Raw genomic sequence first — 254 nt, 5'->3', positions numbered from 1 at the left:
AGTTCGTTGAGCCAGCGTCTTTTGCATAACAGGAAAAAATAGGCATCAAATGGGCAAGTCAGCTGAAGTTTTCCGGCTTTCGCCTGATTAAAAAGCAAAATCATGATTTCCTGAATCACATCCTGCGCATGATCTTTGTCACCAGAATTATTAGTGATAAACTGGACAACTTTTGGCGCGAACTTTTTATATATCATTTCAATAACTACAGAATCGTTTGCAGCAAGTCCGTCGATATATTTTTGATCAGGATG

1 protein-coding gene is annotated in these 254 nt (G+C 38.6%); it reads right to left on the bottom strand.

Annotation, left to right across the window (positions count from 1 at the left end; genetic code table 11):
• On the bottom strand, nucleotides 1-254 hold a 254-nt coding region (locus tag ACWA1B_RS23145), incomplete at both ends, for an RNA polymerase sigma factor (RefSeq protein WP_456911014.1).

It is taken from the genome of Flavobacterium xizangense (genome assembly GCF_054075145.1).
The sequence above is the reverse complement of the archived record's forward strand: the minus strand, read 5'-3'. Positions and strand labels throughout refer to the sequence as shown.